This window comes from Thiovibrio sp. JS02, assembly GCF_053485635.1.
In genome coordinates, this window is sequence record NZ_CM130715.1 from 3433622 (window position 1) to 3451036 (window position 17415).

A 17415-nucleotide genomic window follows, 5' to 3' on the forward strand; every position below is an offset into this window, starting at 1 on the left:
CGATATTGGATTTTTTTTAAATTGTATACCATTTCAATGGGTTGCGGCGGCAATTTGAAAAAGAACGCCAGGCTCCGGCAAGAAAGCAGGCCAGGCACAGGGAAAGGGGGTGATCCCTGCTTGACACCTGCCCCTTCTTTCCCGTAAATACTCCTAATATGTTTGATCCGAGACATAAAATAATCCTGACCGGCTACCGGGCCACGGGCAAAAGTTCCATCGGCCTGCTGCTTGCCGAGCGCCTCCAGCTTGAATTCATCGACATGGATGAGCTGATCGAGGCCCGGGAAGGGAGCCCCATCCGGGAGATTGTCGCCGAGAGGGGCTGGGATTATTTCCGGGCTCTTGAGCGTGATCTGCTCGCGGAACTGGTCTGCCGCAAGAACGTGGTGATCTCCACCGGCGGCGGGGCCATTCTCCACCAGGGGGTCTGGCAGCAGATCCAGCAGACCGGGCTAAGCGTCTGGCTGAGCGCGGACATCGACACCATCTGCCGGCGGCTCGCCGATGACGCCAAAAGCAGCGGCCAGCGGCCCTCCCTCACCGGTACGGACATCTACACCGAGGTGGCTTTGGTCCTGGCCGAGCGGGACCCCCTCTATGAAAAAGGCTCGCATCTCACCATCGATACCAGCGACAAAACCGCTGAGCAAATTGTGGCAATAATCGAACAGGCGCTTGCGGATGAGAAATTCCTGCGCAAGGTGAAAGCCTCCCTCCCCAAATCGCATATATACTGTTAGGAGCAACAATGGCCGGAAACACCTTTGGCTCTCTTTTTCGGGTCACCACCTGGGGCGAATCCCATGGCACCGCGGTGGGCGCCACCGTGGACGGCTGCCCCCCCGGCATTCCTCTTTCCAGCGAAGATATCCAGCAGGAACTGGAACGGCGGCGGCCCGGCAAGGGTGGGCCCGCGGCAAGCCCGCGCAAGGAGCCGGACCAGGTGGAAATCCTCTCGGGAATTTTTGAAGGAAAAACCACCGGCACCCCCATTTCGCTCGCGGTCTTCAACAAGGATGCCCACAGCAAATCCTATGACCAGCTGAAAGATATCTTCCGCCCCGGGCACGGGGACATCACCTATCTGAAAAAGTACGGCCTCCGCGATCACCGGGGCGGCGGCCGCGCTTCGGCCCGGGAAACGGTGGGCCGGGTGGCGGCGGGCGCGGTGGCCAAGAAGCTGCTCAGCCTGCACGGCATCTCGGTGACCGCCTACACCGTGGCCATGGGCAAGGTCAAGGTCGGCAAGCGCTATCTGGAGGATATTGCGGAAAATGCCCTTTTCTGCCCGGACAACGAGGTGGCGGCCGAGATGCTCGCCCACGTGGAGGAGGTGCGCAGGGAGGGCGACACCCTGGGCGGAGTGGTGGAAATTCTGGCGCAGGGCTGCCCGGCCGGCCTGGGCGAGCCGGTTTTTGAAAAGCTCGATGCCGCCCTGGCCTGCGCCCTGATGTCCATCGGCGCGGTCAAGGGAGTGGAGATCGGCGCCGGTTTTGCCGCTGCGGCCATGCGTGGCTCCGAGAACAACGACGTCATCACCCCGGAGGGATTCGCCAGCAACAACAGCGGCGGCATTCTGGCCGGCATCTCCAACGGTGACGCCATCGTGGCCAGGGTGGCGGTAAAGCCCATCCCCTCCATCGGCCGCGAGCAGCAGACCGTCAATCTGGCCAACGAGCCGGTGACCATCAAGGTGGGCGGCCGCCACGACATTTCCGCCATTCCCAGGATCATCCCGGTCTGCGAGGCCATGGTCGCTTTGACCCTGGCCGATCATCTGCTCAGGCAGAAGGCCATCGCCTGACAGCCTCTTGAAAAACGGGCTGTCGGCGGCACGGAATCTGTCGCTGAAAAAGCCGGGGATGGTTTATCAACGGATTGATAAGCGGCAGGTCCTGCGCGAGCCGGACCCGTCTTCAGCCGTCGAGGAGGGCCTTGCGCACCGCCACGGCAAAATCGCTCATGATCACCGGCTTCATGATGAACTGGCGGACGCCGAGGGCCTGGGCCTCCTCCGCATTGACGAGCTGGCTGAAGCCGGTGCACATGACAATGGGCATCCGCGGCCGGAGGGCGAGGATTTCCCTGGCCAGATCCTTGCCGGTGAGTTTCGGCATGGTGATGTCGGTGATGACGAGATCAAAGGCGTCCGGATTGTCCCGGAAGGCGGCCAGCGCCTCCTGGCCGCCGCTGAAGGAATGCACCGTGTAACCCAGCCGTTCCAGCAGCTTTCTCTCCATCTTCAAAACCACTTCCTCATCGTCGACCAGGAGTATTCTTTCCGTGCCCCGTGGCAGAAGGGCGACCGCTGGGCTTTGTTCCGCCGGCCCGGCATCGTGGATGGTGGGGAGAAAAATGACGAAGCTGGCCCCCTGGCCCGGCGAGGTTTCCAGCATCACTTCGCCGTGGAGATTTTTCACGATGTTGCGGACGATGGCAAGGCCGAGACCGGTCCCTTCCTCCTTGGCCTTGGTCGTGAAATAGGGCTCGAAAATCCGTTCCCGCAGGGAGGCGGGAATCCCGGGGCCGGTATCCCGCACCTCAAGGCGGAGATAGGAGCCCGTGGGCATCCCGGTCGGCTGCTCGACCTGTTGCAGGGAGATGGTGAGGGTGCCGCCGGTGTCGCGCATGGCGTGATAGGCATTGGTGCAGAGATTCATGATCACCTGATGGACCTGGACAGGATCGGCGAGGACCGGCTCGCAGTCGGGGGCGATATCCTGGCGGATCTCGATGGTGGCGGGGATGGAGGCGCGCAGCAGCTTGAGGGCCTCCTTGACCACGTATTGGAGCCGCAAAGGCAGCAGGTCATGCTCCCGTTGTCGGCTGAAGGTGAGAATGTTCTTGATCAGTTCCTTGGCCCGGTTCGCGGCGGTGATGACTTGGGCGAGGTCCTGGCGGAGGGGGCTTTCCGGCGGCAGGTTTTCCAGGGTAAGCTCGGAATAGCCGAGAATGGGCGTGAGGATGTTGTTGAAATCGTGGGCAATGCCGCCGGCCAGGGTGCCCAGGGCCTCGATTTTCTGCGCTTGCCGGAGCTGGGCCTCCAGGGCCGCCCTCTCCGCGATTATCTTTCGGGAACTGCTGAGGTCATGCAGGCTCATCAGGATGCTGACCGGTTTACCGGCCTGATTCCGCACCACCTTGACCGAGACCTCGATGGGCTTGCCGGTGGGGTTATCCGGGTGGTCGGCCTCCATGGTGAGGAGGGCGTCCGTCTGTGCATCCTGGGCCTGGCAGACCGGGCAGGGGGTCTTTTCTCCCTGGGGATGGATAATGCTGGTTATGTGGCGGCCGATTGCGGATTGCTCGCTGCTGCCGGTCAGGCGGTAAAAGGCCTTGTTGGCCCGGAGCAGGCGCCGGTCAAGGTCAAGCAGGTAAATGGCGTCGTCGGAGGCGTCCATGGCCGCGGACCATTCCGCCGCCGCCCGGGCAAGAACCTCCTCTGCTTTTTTCCGTTCCGTGATGTCCTCGGAGATTCCGAGCAGATAGGCGGCATTGCCATTGTCATCCAGGAGGGGCATTTTTTTCGTGTGCAGGATGCGCTCGCCTTTATCCCTTGTCAGGATCGTTTCTTCCGGAATGTCAACAACCTCGCCGCCGGCGAGCACTTCCCGGTCCTTGGCCGTGAACAGGTCCGCTTCCGCGGCCGGGAATAAATCATGGTCGTTCTTGCCGATCATGGTTTGCCGGGGGTAGCCGAGCAACTCCTCTCCGGCCCGGTTGAAACGGACAAAGCGAAGCTCCTTTGCCTCCTTGACGAAGATCATGTCCGGAATGTTTTCAATAACGGAATTCAGAAAGGCTTCGCTTTCCCGCAGCGCCGCTTCCGCCTCTCCGCGTTCGCGGACCTCCTGTCTGAGGTTGTGATCGCTGGCGAGAAGATTCCTGTACGGCGTGGCGATGGTGGAAACGAAGATGCCCCGGTAAAAGAAGAATCCGGCAATGATCTTGTAGAGATGTCCCAGGACATTGTAGGTGTCGAAGGCGCTTTGGTAAGCGGCAAAGGCCAGCTCGCTTGCGGCGCTGATCAGAAGCGCGGCGACAAAGAGGAGCAGCAGCCGCTCGCCGCTTTTGCGCCAGCGCCGCCAGTAGGAAAAAGCCGCGGCGAGGAAGAGGGCGATGATCAGATATTCCGCTCCCTTCTTGAACGGGGTCAGGCCGACGCCTTCGACAAAGGTTGCCGGAAGAGCGTCCGGGAAAAATATGACGGTGGCGAAAACACAGGCGCAAAAGGAGAAGGCGGCCGGCAGGAGGACGGGTTTGCACAGCCAGAGTCGGCGCGTATTCTGATGGATGCAGGAGCTGGCGAAAAAGGCGAGGCCGGAGAAGAGCCGGGCCGCTATCCAGAACTGGGTGGATTTGTTGGGGGAATTTGGAGTGAAAAAATCCGGCATGCCTGCATAGCTCATGGTATGCAGGAAATCGACGAGGCCGATGACCAGGAAGGCGGCGCTCAGGAAGAGGGCATGGGTATCGCGGGATTGTTCGTGGGAAAACCAGCCCAGCCCGAAGATTGAGAAAAAGGCCATGATGCTGAAAAATTCCGCCACATTGTGAAAGATCAGATACCGGCTGGGCTCGATGGTGAATTGGCCCAGGGAGGGGAAGAGTCCCGCCAGGAGAAAGGGCAGGCCGGAGAGGAGAAGGACGGCCGGCAACATGCTGCCGCGGGAAACGGCCGGAAGGTTTTTGTCCATGGGTCCGCTCATGTCCGTCGTGCCGGAAAGGGGAAAACGTTCTTTTGCCATGCCCGGGATACGGAGCGCCGGATGTCTGGAAAATGGTTGGCCCCCATGGCTCGGGATCCTGATCTTTTTATATGCGGGGGATGAAATTCAGGCAATGGTTTTCAGCCGCTCGGCCCGTTTTTCGTCGTTGCGGAGCGGTACGACTCTGTATACTATAACTTCTGCATAGGTTTTTTCGCGCGGCGGAAACCTTGTTCCGGGCATGACGGCGCGATTCCCGCCCCGCGAACCAAAAAAAGAATACGGAAAGAACATGAGCACGAAAAAACAGCCGGAGCGCACGATCCAAAACATCTGGATGTTGAGCCGCGAATATGACGGCCTGGCCGGCGCCGGCGGCGTCAAGGACGTGGCCCGCCAGCTTGCCGAGGCCCTGGGCCGCGCCGGGCGAAAGGTCAGCGTCGTTCTGCCCCTGTACGGCTTCATGGACCCCCGGCGGCTCGGCTTTTCCCCTCTGGCCCTCTCCTTTGAGGTCGACATGGATTATACAGGCGAGGCCCGGCGGGAGTATGTCCGGGTCTTTGCCCGGAAGGAAAAGGCCTTGGCCGGAACCGGCGGCTCCCTCACCCTCTACCTCATCGACGCGGCCCGCTATCTGGAGAAAAAGAGCGTTTATACCTATACCGCCGAGGAGGAGGCCGTGAATCCGTTCCATCATCAGGGGGCTGGCCATTACGATTATTTCGCCATGAACCTGCTGCTGCAGAAAGCCGCCGTGGCTCTGATGATTCGTCTGAACGAGCGGCCGGATATCATCCACTGCCATGACGGCCATACCGCCATTCTCCCGGCCCTGGTCCGGGAAATGGAAGGCTATCGCCATTATTTCGCCAGGAGCGGGTGCGTGGTGACCATCCACAACGCCGGAATCGGCTACCATCAGGAGGTGGGGGATCTGCCCTTTGCCCAGGCGATCACCGGGCTGCCCGCCAAGCTGATCGACAACAATCTCCTGGACGGCAAATTCGACCCCTTTCTGGTTTCCTCCCCCTATGCGGTGCTGAACGCGGTGAGCGAGAATTATGCCCGGGAGCTGCGGGAAACCGATGATGACGAACTCACCGGCTGGCTCGGCCATCGGTTGTTGGCCCGCGGCGTCATCCTGCAGGGCGTGACCAACGGCATCAACCCGGCGGACTTCGACCCGACCAGGCCAAAGGCCCTGGGGTTGGCCGCCGCTTTTTCCCCGGCCGCCGGCGATCTTTCCGGCAAGCGGAAATGCAGACAGAGCCTGCTTCGTGATCTGGCCCGGCAGCAATACGCCACGGTGCGGCAGATCGGCACTCTCGATGATGCGCCGGATACCCCGCTCTTCACCTTTGTCGGCCGGTTCTCCTCCCAGAAGGGGGTGGACAAGCTGCTCGGCGCTCTTGAAACCCTGCTGCCCCTGGACCAGAATTTTCAGACCCTGATTCAGGGTTCCGGCAGCAAGGAGATCGAAGAGGCACTGACCAAGCTGGCGCTCTCCCCGAAAAACAGGGGGCGGATCTGCCTGCTGCGCGGCTACGACCAGCAGCTTGCCACCCGCATCTATGCGGCAGGCGATTTTTTCCTGATTCCGTCGCGCTACGAGCCCTGCGGCCTCACCGACTACATCGCCCAGCTCTTCGGCAATCTGCCCATCGTGCACCACATCGGCGGTCTGGTCAAGGTGGTGGACGGCTGCACCGGCTTCACCTACAAGGAGCACAAATCCGCCGCCCTCATGGGCGCCATGCAGAAGGCCATGCAGACCTTTCGCCACAGGCCGGAGCAGATCAAAACGATGCAGCAGGCGGCGGTAAGGCTGATCAACGAGCGCTACACCTGGGACAAAGTGCTTGCCCGCTATTTAACCCTTTATCAGGAGGCGCTGGCCCAGGTACAATGAGAAGACCATGGTGCATTCCTTGAAGCCGGAAGAGCCGGGCAGGCGCAACGGATGGTTTGAAGAGCGGCGCAGCCTTTTTTTGAAAAACATGTTCAAGGGGTTCTCGGAAACCTTCTGCCGCTTCCGCACCCTCTATGGGCACTACACCGCGAACCGGGCGGTCTCCTTCGCCGAGATCGACCATCTGGTCGGCACCGAGAATCGCAAGGGCCGGCTCTGGGATCTCAAGGACCGCTGCCATCAGCTCTGGCGCGACGCCGATCCGCAGGCGGACCTGAACGGCTGCCTGCTGGACTGGCTGCTCGGCTCCATTTTCCACGAGGCCATGAAGCTCAAGGAGAACAGTTACATGCTCCAGTATTACGCGCCCCTCGCCGAAACCATGAAGGACAGGCATGGCGGTTCGGCGAAGTTCTGCGGAGTGGGGTGTCAGCGCTTCATGGAGAGGACCATATCTGAAATCGAGCACCAGATGGAAAGCCTGGGCTTCATGTTCGGTCGGGCCAATTATCTGCTCCGCACCATGCTGCTCGCCCAGGCCGACAACCCGATCCTGCTCCGCTATCTGGTGGAGAACCCCGAGATTCCGCAGGAGCTCTGGTCCGAGTCCCTGGAAGATCTCCTGGCCGATATGTTTCCGCAGGGGCCGGAATACGGTTTCTGCACCGCCGCCCGCAGCTACCAGGAGGGAGACTGGTACGCCAAGGCCCAGGCAACCTATCTCAAGGCCCTGGCCATCAACCCGGACTGCCATGAGGCCAGGCACCAGGCCTGCCGCATGCAGGCACTTGCCCGGCAAGAAGCGCAACTGCGCAAGGGTCCGGACAATATCTGCGCATAAGGATTTTCTTTCGACTGTAAAACCCGGAAAAGGAGGCAGCAATGGCGATACGGATAGGAATCAACGGTTTTGGCCGCATCGGGCGCAACATCTTTCGCGCCCTGGAAAAGGATCCGCTTTTTAAGGACATTGAAGTGGTCGCCATCAACGACCTGACCAGCAACGCCGTTCTGGCCCATCTTCTCAAGTACGACTCGGTGATGGGCGTGTACGGGAAAAACGTGCTGGCCGGCGAGGAGGGGATCAGCGTCGACGGCAAAGCGGTGCGGATCTTTAACCACCGCAACCCTGCCGACATTCCCTGGGGCAGCCTGGGCGTCGATTATGTCGTCGAGTCCACCGGCCTTTTCACCGATTCGGAAAAGGCCTCCCTGCACCTGGAGGCGGGCGCCAAAAAGGTGGTGATCTCCGCGCCCGCCAAGGGCAAGGTCAAGACCATCGTCATGGGCGTCAACGAAGACGAGTACGACCCCATGGAGGACCACATCCTTTCCAACGCCTCCTGCACCACCAACTGCCTGGCGCCGGTGGCCAAGGTGATTCTCGACCGTTTCGGCATCAAGACCGGACTGATGACCACGGTGCATGCCTACACCAACGACCAGCGTATCCTCGATTTTCCGCACAACGACCTGCGCCGGGCCCGGGCCGCGGCCATGTCCATGATCCCCACCAAGACCGGGGCCGCGGCCGCAGTCTCCCTGGTGATTCCCGAGCTGAAAGGCAAGTTCGACGGTCTGGCGGTGCGGGTCCCCACCCCCAATGTTTCCCTGGTGGACGTGGTCATGGAGGTGGAGAGGGAGACCACGGTGCCGGAGGTGAACCAGGCCCTGAGGGAGGCGGCCAACCGCTATCTGGGCTATTCGGAGGAACCCCTGGTTTCCATCGACTACCAGGGCAACCCGCACTCCTCGGTGGTGGACGCCCTTTCCACCAAGGTGATCGGCACCTCGGTCAAGGTGCTTTCCTGGTATGACAACGAATGGGGCTACTCCAACCGGGTGCTGGACCTGATCCGGATGATGGACGAGCAGAAGCCGCTGTAAACGGAAAGGCAGCCAACGGTGACGCCGCAACCGTGCGCTTCGGCGGGGCATGGGGCGGCCGTTCCCTTCTAATGTTGAACCGACATGGGGATGGACGGGTGCATACGGATGGCGAAGCTTGAAATGTGGTGCCGCGCCCTTTGGCCTTTCGCAAGGATATTGCCATGACCACCAACCACGATACCCCGCCGGAACTGGAATCGGACGCCCTCAAGGCCAACCTGCTGGAAACGGCGGTGGAGCGGGTGACCATCGACGACTCCCTCCTTGTCCTGGTTGATATCGTCAGCAATTTCAAGGGGATCAGCAAGAACATCGAGGGGCTGCTCTATGAGGTCAGTCATCCCTTTCGGAACTGGAAGCTGATTCTCCCCAAACTCCGATCCTTTGTCCTGAAAAACATCGACCATTATCTGCGCCACGAGGATGGGCCCAAGGCCTTCTGCCGCTTCTGCGATATCTTTCTCGCCGCCGTGGAGGAAAGCCGCCGGAACGAGGCGCTGCTGGCCGTCTCCATGGAAGGGCTCCTCGCCTATCTGGACAAACAGACCTCGCTGCTTGCCGGCGAGGCCCTTAACCGCTATCAGGCGGCCCTGGACGAATGCTTCGGCAAGCTCCATGACCTGGACGACGAGATTCTGCTTTTTCTGGTGCAGGGGCATCACCCCTTGAAAAAGATCGTCTCCCGCCTCTCCGTCCGGGCGGGCGAAGCCGGCGCCCCCTTTGAGCTCGGCGGCGCGGCCCGGCTCATGCAACGGGTGCTGGTGCTCAACTACCGGTACTGGCTTTCCGAAGAGGACCCCCATGCCTGGTTTGTCGCCCAGTGCGGCGAGCTCTGCACCGGCTGGCGGGCCGGCTCCCTCTTTGCCGCCATCTCCCACGCCAGGCTTACGGAACATCTTGCCGCGGCGCGGGAAATCCGTCCCGAGGAACCGGGGGCCCTGGCCGGGCTGCTCGCCCTGCCCAATCACATGGAAATCGTCCGCCTCTACAAAGAGCTGCCCGATCACCTGGGGGAAGAGGCCAACGCCCAGGTCTTACCCGTGGACCGCTTCGCGGAAAACCGCAAGCTGCTCTTTCTGTTCCGGATCATGGACACCGCCGGGCTCGCCCTGATCCACGAGGAGACCCTGCGCGAGATCAACCGCAGCCTGGTCCACCTTATCCGCCAGCAGACTTTTGAGGAGATCGAGCGCTTCCTGCTCACCACCCTCTCGCTCCTCAAGGCCAATGTCAGGAAATACCCGCACACCTCCCTGCAGTGCATCCAGGTGCTGGGCAGCGAGGTGTTCAACCGCGGCAACAGCCGGCTGGTGGAGACCTTTCTCTGGGAAACGGTGCGCTTCGGCTTCCAGTACGCCAATTTCCAGGGCCTGAACGAAGACTGGCAGCCCATCGCCAACCCGGCCCACCTGGCCAATATCCGGGTCTGGCTGAGCCTGATCATGCAGGAGCCCAAATGGTGCTCCACCCTTTTTTCCGCCCTGATCATCAACCTCAAGCTCACCGGAACCTGCGTCAAGGACACCGACCTCTTCCAGCGCGACATCACGCAGCTTCTCAATCACCCCATCGAGCCCATCTACAACCTGGCCAAACAGTTCACCAAGCTCATGCCGGTCTTTTTCAACGAGATCGGCGCTGAGGGCCTGCTGCGCGATGTTTCCACCGAACTTGACGAGATGCACAAGCGCAAGGACCGGCTTGTCCATTTCCTGCGTAAGCAGAGTCATGTGGAGTCGAGCAACCGGATCGTCGATTTCATCGAGTCCATTTTCCGCTTCTGGCAGAGCCGGGACAAGGAGTGCCTTGCCGGCTACCTGCCCGAGGAGGTGCTGGCCGAGGTCGCGGCCCAGGGACCGTTTGTCGATCATCTTCACGTCCTGATGGAGCGGGCCCTTGCCTTCGGCAGGATGCGCAGGATCGAGGATTTTCTCGGCTGGGACAGTCAAAGCCGCGAGCGCTGGCTTGCCGGGCAAAAGGACGTACCCGAAGGCGAAGGCAGGCGTTTTTCCCTGCTCATCGAGATGTACCAGCTCTGCTACCAGAAGTACAACCTGGGCGTGCAGGAGCTCAAGCACCAGTTGCGCCTTGCCGCGAACACCGGCTTTCCGGAGATGGAGCATCTGCTTGGCGATCTGGAAATCTGTGATACCTTCCAGTGCCTCGCCGCCCTGCTCGACCATCTGGAGGAGCTCAAGGAGATCATTCTCAGCCCGCGGAAATTCGAGGCCAAGGAGGATATCTACTACAAGCGGCATATCGCCGTGGACATCCCCTCGGTCTACGGCCGTTACCGGGAGAAGAAGTTCGACGCCCTGAGTCTTTCCTTCCGGCTGGAAAACCTGGCCAACGTCTACCTGGAAAAGCTGCCCGACACCGTCAACCTCTCCTTCATCACCCGGGCCACCTTCATCCGCATCGTCAAATGCCTGCGTCTCTATCTGCGCGCCCTGAAGATCGACGGCATCACCAGCCGGCGGCTGGAAACCTATATGTCGCTCCTGGTGAGCTCTTTTAACATCAAGCGTTTTTCCTACACCCAGTACCTCGACATCTTTCGGGGCTTCACCGAGGGGGTCAAGGACGTCATCTACACCTACTATACCAATATCCATCAGAACAATCTCTCCATCATCGTTCCGAAGATCGGCACGGAGAACCTGCTGACAAAGTACCGCTCCCTCTGGGAAAAGGAGGATCTGGCCGGCAACGTCAACCGCCTTTCCGAAACCTTCCTGCGCGATCTCTTCGCCTCCACCTTCGGTCTCCAGCATCTGGACAACTTCATCACCCGTATCCTCCAGACCCTGGAAAATCAGAAGGAACTGCTCGATGAGGAGCATCTCGATCTTCTCATGACCTACAACCCGGACCGGGCCATCAGCAGCCTGCACCAGAAGAATCAGCGCACCAACAACCTCATCCTCCTGGGCAACAAGGGGTATAACCTCAAGGTGCTGGCCCTGGACAACAAACCGGTGCCGCCGGGGTTCATCATCACCACGGAAATCTTTCGCTGCTGGTCGGTGGTCAAGGATTTTTACAAGGCCCGCGACGAGTTCATGGCCCAGATCAGGAGCGCACTCACCGAGCTGGAGCAGCGGACAGGGCGCCGTTTCGGGGATCCGGCCGCGCCGCTTCTGCTTTCGGTGCGGAGCGGCGCCGCCATCTCCATGCCGGGCATGATGGCCACCATCCATAACGTGGGGCTGAATCAGGAGATCACCGAAGACTATGCGGGTTCCTCCGGCCAGGCGTATCCAATCTCCTGCCAGGTGGATTACCTGGCCTGGGACAACTACCGCCGCTTCCTGCAGTCCTGGGCCATGACCGAGGGCCTGGAGCGCGAGGCATTCCAGGCGCTGATGGATGAAGCCAAGGCCCGGCACGGGGTCAGGGTGAAGCGGGAGTTTTCCGCCGAACAGATGAAGGAGCTGGCCCTGGAATACCAGAAGAAGATCCGCAGCGTCGGCATCGGCATTCCCGAAGACCCCTGGCTGCAGCTCACCGGCGCGGTGGAGCTGGTGCTCAACTCCTGGTATGCGGCCAAGACCCGGGAGTATCGCGCCCTGATGGACGTTTCCGAGGAATGGGGCACGGCGGTCATCGTTCAGGCCATGGTCTTCGGCAATCTCGGGGCGGATTCGGGCAGCGGCGTGCTCTTCACCGCCCATCCCTACCGCAAGGTGAGCCGGGTGGCCCTCTGGGGCGATTACGCCACCGGCGATCAGGGCGAGGACATTGTCAGCGGCCTGGTCGCTACCCAGCCCATTTCCGTGGAGCAGGCCGAGCTGGACGGCCGCCCGGAGGCAGACACCCTGGAGCGCCGTTTCCCGAGGATATACGAGAAGCTGCTTGCCATGTCCCGCGAACTGGTCTACGAGAAGCGGTGGAACCCCCAGGAGATCGAGTTCACCTTTGAAGGCCCGGAGGCGGATCATCTCTTTTTGCTGCAGACCCGGGACATGATCACCATCAAGAAGCGGGAGAATTTCGCGGTCTTCAAGGAGAGCGGGGTTCTGGAACAATCCCTGCTCGGTTTCGGCATCGGCGTTTCCGGCAGCGCCCTTTCCGGCCGCGCCGTGTTCACCGCCGACAATATCCGCAGCCTCAAGGCGGAGGAGCCGGCAACCCCGCTCATTCTTATCCGGCAGGACACCGTGCCGGAAGACATCAGGGAAATAGCCATGGCGGACGGTCTTCTCACCGCCCGGGGCGGCCAGACTTCGCACGCGGCCGTGGTCGCAGTCCGGCTGGAAAAAACCTGCGTGGTGGGCTGCAACGCCCTGAAGGTTTATGAAAGTGAGGAGCGTTGCGAGATAGGCGGGGAGGAGATCCGTTTCGGCGATGCCGTCAGCATCGATGGCCGGAAGGGGCTCTTCCTCAAAGGCAGTCACCCCATTCGGGAGGAGGTGCAGATCCTGCCGCTCTGAGGGCTACTTCCCGGCCTGTGTGCTCTTTTGGTGATAGCCAAGCACTGTGGCGGCCAGATTTTTTGTCTGGAAAGGCTTGAGGATATAGCCGGCAATGCCCAGCTTGGCGCAGGCAACGATATCCCCCTTGTCACTCACCGAACTCACCATGATGACGGTGGTTGTTCCGTCGTTCAAGGTCTGGCGGACAACCTGCAGGGTCGCATAGCCGTTCATCCCCGGCATCATGATGTCCAGCAGGAGAATATCCGGACGCCAGGCTTTGTAGGCCACCAACGCCTCTTCGCCATTGTCGGCGAAGCGCAACTCGATATGTTCTTTTCCTTTGAAGGCGATGCGGAAGAGCTGTTTGCTTGTTTCTTCGTCCTCCGCCACCAGGATTTTCAGGGTTTTCATATTGCCGCACCTCAACCGTAGCGGGAAAAATCATCGGAAAAGCCAGCCGGGTGGCATGGGGTATTCCATGGGAAAGTATCTCCGACACCAGCGCTTTTTATAAAGGGAAAACGAGAAAAGAGCAGGCAGGGGGGCAACCCTTGCTCGGGCGCCAGCAATCCTTATAGTTTGCCCATGGGAATTTTTTTTTTCAACTTTGCGGCAAGGAGGGCGTGACATGGATATCGCGAAAGTAAAAACAGGGACGGAACCTTTCAAGGCCGCGCAGGAAAAAGCGGACAAGGGAGGGGCGGCCAGGGCAAAATCGGCTGAGGCAACGGAGACGCCGGCGGCGGCCGAGGTTTCCCTCGCCCTGAAGGCGAAGATGGTCGAAACGGTTCTGGCCGTCAAAACCGAGGCGAAGGCGGGTTTTGCCAGCCAGAGCGGCGTAAGCCGGCGGGCCGGGGGGCAGGGCTTTGAGCCTGCCACCCTCCAGTACGACGGCAAGCCGATCAGCGAACTCACGCCCGAAGAGGCCCAGGCCCTGATTGCCGAGGACGGCTACTTCGGGGTTGCCAGGACCGCCCGGCGCATCGCCGATTTTGTCCTGACCGGAGGCGGCGACGACCTTGCCCGCCTGCAGGCCGGGCGGGAGGGGGTGCTCAGGGGGTTTGCCGAGGCCGAAGAGATCTGGGGCGGCAAGCTGCCGGAAATCAGCTACCAGACCCTGAACAGGGCGTTGGAGCTGATCGACGCCCGCATCCAGGAACTGGGCGGCGGCAGCCTCCTCGACGTCACCGCCTGAGGCGGCGATTCTCTCCTCCGGACATTTCAAGCCCCTCCTTGCCGGGCAAGGGCTTTTCTCACCGCGGCAAGGAGGGTATGCGTCTGGCACGGCTTGTAGAGATAGTCGAAAAAGCCCATGGCCAGCGCTTTTTCCCTGTCGATGCTGTCGCTGTAGCCGCTGCTGAGAATGACAGGCAGTTCAGGGTTGATTTCCAGAATTTTTTTCGCCAAATCGGCGCCGGTGAGCTGGGGCATGGTCATGTCGGTGATGACAAGGGCGTATTTCCCCGGCTGCTCGGCAAAGGCCCGCAGTGCCTCTTGCGGATCATGGTATGTGGCTATCCGGTAGCCGTGCCGGCTCAGCATCGACCGCATCATTGCGCAGATCTGCGGTTCATCGTCGACAAAGAGAATCATTTCTCCGCTGCCCGCCAGGTTTTCAGCAACGGGCCGCGCCGCGGCGGGGGCAGCCGTCGCCTCGGTCACCGGCAGATAGACCCGCATGGCGGTTCCTTTGCCAGGCGCGCTCTCCACGCTGATATGGCCGTGATGGCTCCTGACGATGCCATGCACCATGGCGAGCCCCATCCCGGTGCCTTCCCCCTGCTTCTTGGTCGTGAAGAACGGCTCGAAGATCTTTTCCCTGATCTCAGGCGCGATGCCGCAACCCGTGTCGCTCACCTCCAGGCGCAGATAGTTGCCCGGCACGAGTTCCGCGGGGCCGAATTCATTTTCGCCGATGGGAACCTCGGCAAGGGAAACGGTGAGGATCCCACCCTGTTCCCGCATGGCGTGGTAGGCATTGGTGCAGAGATTGACGATAACCTGATGGAGTTGGGTCGGATCCGCCAGCACCCTGGCCTCCGAGGCGAGATCCTGCCGGATTTCTATGGTGGCGGGGATGGAGGCGCGCAGCATCTTGAGGGTTTCTTTCACGAGCAGGGAGAGCTGCAGCGGCTCTTTATGCTGATCACTCTTTCTGCTGAAGGTCAGGATCTGGCGGACCAGATCTTTCGCCCGCTCGCTTCCCCTGCGGATCTCATCTAGCGCCTGTCGGGTGACTTCCGGCTTGTTCTGCATCATGGCCAGCTCGGCGTTGCCCATGATGATGGTGAGGATATTGTTGAAATCATGGGCAATGCCGCCGGCCAGGGTGCCGATGGCCTCCATTTTCTGGGCCTGGCGCAGCCGCGCTTCGAGGGAGCGTTTTTCCTCGTCCGCCCGCTTCTGTTCCGTGATGTCCTCGCAAAGGCCGGCAAAGCACCAGACCCTGCCGGCCTCGTTTTTAAGCGGCACGGCCCTGGCCTTGATCCAGCGGATCTCTCCGTCCGGCCGTCTGATCCGGTACTCAGGGAAGTCGATCTGTTCCGGCCGCGGCTCCTCGCTGGTGATGGCGTTGATAATCGAAAAGAGCAGGGGCCGGTCTTCCTCCTCGACCGCCGCAAGCCATTCCCCGGGGTCGGCCAGCAGGCTCTCGCAACTGCGGCCCCAGACGGTTTCGTAGGCCGGGCTGATGAAAAGGACTTGCCGGTAGTCGGCGGAGACCATCCAGAAAACCTGGGGGATGTTGTTCACCAGCAGCGAGTGGCGCTGCTCGCTCGCGCGCAGGGCCTCCTCCGCCCGGATGCGTTCCTGGTTTTCCCGGCGCAGATCCTCGTTGACTTCCCGCAGTTCGTGAAAGGAGCGTTGCAGATTTTGCCGCATTTCATTGAAGGAGGCGGCCAGTTGCTCGATTTCGTCCCGGTCCTCCACCGTCGGGCAGTTCTTCTTGGCCAGCACCAATGGTTTTTCCATCCGGATCTGGTCGAAATTCCGCAGATATTCGGCCATGGCGATGAGGTGGCGGCCGGCCAGACGGTGGAAAAGGAAAAAGAGGACGGAGGAGATCACGAGGATGACGGCCAGGCGCATGCCCAGCACCATGGCCACCTCATCCCGCACCCTGTTTCGCACCGAGGTTTCGTCGGCATAGAGACGCAGGCTGCCCAGGAGGATGTTGCGATCTTTATAGCGGCGGACGAGCGGGAAGACACGCGGGGGGGCGAGGGCGGCCGACATCTCTTCGCCCGCGGCGATGATTTCCCGGCCAAGCACCTCCACCTCGACCCGGAGGATCTCGGGCAGCCGCTGGATGCCGGCGGCCTGGATCCCGACCGTTTGCCAGTCGGCGAGCCAGATGCTGTTCACCAGGGCGGGGACGGAGCTTTGCTCAACCTCAAACAGCCGTTCCTCAAGGATGCGCGTCTCCCGTTTGTGGATGTAATAAAGCTGAAACGCGCTGCTGACGATGATCAGAATCAGGCTTGAACCCAGCAGCGCCAGGATGAGCTTGGCCGCGATGGTGGATTTAAGGGCGCGCATCAGGGGCCTCCCTGGGCAGATAGGGGGTAATGGTCTGCCGGAAAATGGCCGCGCAGGTGCCATCCGTCTTCATTGTTTTCAGGGCCTTGGCGAGGGGGATGCGCAGGCCGGCGTGTTTTTTGTTGAGATAGAGGTACATGGGGCGAACGGCCAGGGGAGGCTCCAGGGCGACGGCGTCGGCGATGCCGAGTCGGTTGAGCAGGCCGTAACCCTCCTTTCGCGCGTAAACCACCGCGTCGGCCCTGTCGTTTTTGAGCAGGGTGAAGAGCAGTTCCTGATTCTTCACCAGGGTCAGCTCTCTTACCCCTGCCAGGTTTTCTTCCAGAATCTTCCAGCCCCGGACTATGCCCACATGGCAAGGGGCGAGGGCCGTCCAGTTCACGGTCGCCAGCCTGAGGTTTCTGGTAAAGATGACAAACTCGAAATCATCGATTTTTTCCGGCACCATGATCAGGTTGGCATAGCGTTTTTCCATGCCGGGGATGCGGACAAAGTCGCCGTCGTCGATGCCGCCGTCGGCGTTGAGCAGGGAGCGTTCCGCCGGCAGGTGGCCGATGGTGATGGGGATCCCGAGCCGCCCGAAGGCGGTGAGGAGAATCCGGTCATAATAGCCGTTCTGCTCGGGGGTGGAAAGGGGCGGGCCGGCAAAGGTGTTCAGGGTAAGGGGTGTTTGCGCGGCCAGGGAGGACGCCTGGGTCAGGCAAAGAAAAAACGCCAGCAGAATCCGCTTCATTCCCTTTTCCTCGCATAAGAATGATTTTCGCCCCTTGGGTCGCGTACGATTATCATCGTACAGACCGGGAGACTTTGTCAATTTGATATCACTCCATGAAAAAGGCAGGGCGGGGCGCCAGGGGAACAAATGGTCAGGGGCACTCCTTTCCGCCGGCACGGGGAGGCTGATCGGCGGCAGGAAAAAAATGCCCCGACCCACCGGACTGGCCGGAGG

11 protein-coding genes are annotated in these 17415 nt (G+C 60.9%); 7 read left to right on the top strand and 4 right to left on the bottom strand.

Annotation, left to right across the window (positions count from 1 at the left end; all coding sequences use genetic code 11):
- Positions 1 to 158 precede the first annotated feature (158 nt).
- Positions 159 to 743, top strand: coding sequence for a shikimate kinase (locus tag ACUUL3_RS15765; protein ID WP_448552962.1), 585 nt, complete (start codon positions 159 to 161; stop codon positions 741 to 743).
- Positions 744 to 751: 8 nt separating this feature from the next.
- A complete protein-coding gene (aroC, locus tag ACUUL3_RS15770) occupies positions 752 to 1807 on the top strand; it encodes a chorismate synthase (RefSeq protein WP_448552964.1) in 1056 nt (351 codons plus the stop codon).
- Positions 1808 to 1919: 112 nt separating this feature from the next.
- Here aroC and ACUUL3_RS15775 read toward each other — a convergent pair whose 3' ends face one another.
- Positions 1920 to 4700 carry a hybrid sensor histidine kinase/response regulator gene (locus ACUUL3_RS15775; RefSeq protein WP_448552967.1) on the bottom strand — a complete coding sequence of 927 codons (2781 nt, stop codon included), beginning with the start codon at positions 4698 to 4700 and terminating at the stop codon, positions 1920 to 1922.
- 304 nt (positions 4701 to 5004) lie between these two features.
- Here ACUUL3_RS15775 and ACUUL3_RS15780 point away from each other — a divergent pair, with 304 nt between their 5' ends.
- From ACUUL3_RS15780 to ACUUL3_RS15795, 4 genes are all read left to right on the top strand, one after another.
- Positions 5005 to 6621, top strand: coding sequence for a glycogen synthase (locus tag ACUUL3_RS15780; RefSeq protein ID WP_448552968.1), 1617 nt, complete (start codon positions 5005 to 5007; stop codon positions 6619 to 6621).
- Between the two features lie 7 nt (positions 6622 to 6628).
- Positions 6629 to 7462, top strand: coding sequence for a hypothetical protein (locus tag ACUUL3_RS15785; protein ID WP_448552970.1), 834 nt, complete (start codon positions 6629 to 6631; stop codon positions 7460 to 7462).
- A 41-nt stretch (positions 7463 to 7503) separates the two neighbouring features.
- Complete coding sequence (gap, locus tag ACUUL3_RS15790) at positions 7504 to 8508, top strand: type I glyceraldehyde-3-phosphate dehydrogenase (protein ID WP_448552972.1); 1005 nt, start codon at positions 7504 to 7506, stop codon at positions 8506 to 8508.
- Positions 8509 to 8672: 164 nt separating this feature from the next.
- Positions 8673 to 12944: a PEP/pyruvate-binding domain-containing protein gene (locus tag ACUUL3_RS15795; RefSeq protein WP_448552974.1), complete on the top strand. Its 4272-nt coding sequence runs from the start codon at positions 8673 to 8675 to the stop codon at positions 12942 to 12944.
- Between the two features lie 3 nt (positions 12945 to 12947).
- Here the strand turns inward: ACUUL3_RS15795 and ACUUL3_RS15800 are convergent, their stop codons facing one another.
- The gene (locus tag ACUUL3_RS15800; protein WP_448552976.1) at positions 12948 to 13340 is read right to left on the bottom strand and encodes a response regulator; all 393 of its coding nucleotides are present in this window, start codon (positions 13338 to 13340) and stop codon (positions 12948 to 12950) included.
- A gap of 217 nt (positions 13341 to 13557) precedes the next feature.
- Between ACUUL3_RS15800 and ACUUL3_RS15805 the strand changes: the two genes are divergently transcribed.
- Entirely contained in the window at positions 13558 to 14124 is a 567-nt protein-coding gene (locus ACUUL3_RS15805; RefSeq protein WP_448552978.1) for a hydrogenase-4 component G, read from the top strand.
- Between the two features lie 26 nt (positions 14125 to 14150).
- Here the strand turns inward: ACUUL3_RS15805 and ACUUL3_RS15810 are convergent, their stop codons facing one another.
- Both ACUUL3_RS15810 and ACUUL3_RS15815 read right to left on the bottom strand, forming a co-directional pair.
- On the bottom strand, positions 14151 to 16466 hold the full coding sequence (locus ACUUL3_RS15810) for an ATP-binding protein (protein ID WP_448552980.1): 2316 nt from the start codon (positions 16464 to 16466) through the stop codon (positions 14151 to 14153).
- Complete coding sequence (locus ACUUL3_RS15815) at positions 16453 to 17199, bottom strand: substrate-binding periplasmic protein (protein WP_448552982.1); 747 nt, start codon at positions 17197 to 17199, stop codon at positions 16453 to 16455. Before ACUUL3_RS15815 ends, ACUUL3_RS15810 begins: the two co-directional genes overlap by 14 nt.
- Positions 17200 to 17415 lie beyond the last annotated feature (216 nt).